The organism is Pseudoalteromonas sp. MMG012 (assembly GCF_018100875.1).
In the GTDB taxonomy this organism is placed as follows: domain Bacteria; phylum Pseudomonadota; class Gammaproteobacteria; order Enterobacterales; family Alteromonadaceae; genus Pseudoalteromonas; species Pseudoalteromonas aurantia.
Map to the genome: position 1 here is coordinate 1 of NZ_JAGJEF010000238.1, position 428 is coordinate 428.

Below are 428 nucleotides of genomic sequence, written 5' to 3' on the forward strand. Positions count from 1 at the left end.
AGTTCAGGTAAGTTACTGATGATGGATGCAGCAGCAATTTTGCCAATGCCTTTCATACTTTGCAGGATCGTGTTTTTGGCTGAATACTCAGGACATGATTCAATGAGTTTTATAATTTTATTTTCAATTTTCTCAATTTGATTTTTGAAGGCCGTTAAAATAGGTTTAATGGTTGAAATCAGTTCTTTTGGTAAGATTTGCAGGCGATTTTTCTCCATCGTTTGCATGACTAATAGCTGATTTCGTCTGGCAACCAAATCGCTCATAGCCTGCATTATATCAGGCTTTAGGGTGGAGAGTGAGGGTTTAATTGCTTCACCATAATGTGCGATTAATTGTGCATCCAGTTTATCAGTTTTAGCGCGTTGACCAATGGCGCCAGCAAAGCGTTTTATGTGTATTGGATTGGCAATGACGAAGGGTAAGTT

The 428-nt window shown here is 38.6% G+C and carries 1 protein-coding gene; it reads right to left on the minus strand.

The window, feature by feature from the left end:
• Positions 1 to 428 (minus strand): transposase (locus J8L97_RS23230; protein WP_211053090.1); only part of this gene is annotated, 428 nt, incomplete at both ends.